Raw genomic sequence first — 507 nt, forward strand, 5'->3', positions numbered from 1 at the left:
CCCGGCGGATCGTATGTCGCCATCACCCATTTCCACGATCCGGGCGAAGGTGCCGAACTCCACGGCCTGGCAATGGAACTTCAGCGCCGGTTCACCGAACACGGTCTGGGGTCGGGCTGGTACCGCACCACCGAACAGATCGCCGAATACTTCGCAAACCTGGAGATTCTCGAACCCGGCCTCGTCGAACTCGACGACTGGTGGCCCGCCGGCCCCCCGACCCGCACCCACTACCCCGAAGAACGACTGGTCCTCGGCGGAGTCGGATACAAACCGCGCGCCGCGAGACCATGAGTTCGTCGACCGAATCGATTCGAGATGCGGGAACCGCTCGGGCCGAGCGAGCTTCGGCGCGAGCGGTCTATACGCTTTTCGAGTCCATTCTCTTTTCCGGCGGTCTGCGGAAACGTATTGTGTGGTGATCCAAGGGATAACTCCCTCACGCCTTTGGCGCGGGTACGACCTCCCAAGATATGCGCATCAGTTGCAGATCAGAGCTCAGATTCG

Annotated in this window: 1 protein-coding gene; it reads left to right on the top strand. The window is 61.7% G+C overall.

Annotated elements, in window-relative coordinates:
• On the top strand, positions 1–294 hold a 294-nt coding region (locus ON32_RS23335; protein ID WP_040793166.1), incomplete at its 5' end, for an SAM-dependent methyltransferase.
• Positions 295–507 lie beyond the last annotated feature (213 nt).

The sequence above is a fragment of the Nocardia paucivorans NBRC 100373 genome (assembly GCF_000308675.1).
Taxonomy (GTDB): Bacteria; Actinomycetota; Actinomycetes; order Mycobacteriales; family Mycobacteriaceae; genus Nocardia; species Nocardia paucivorans.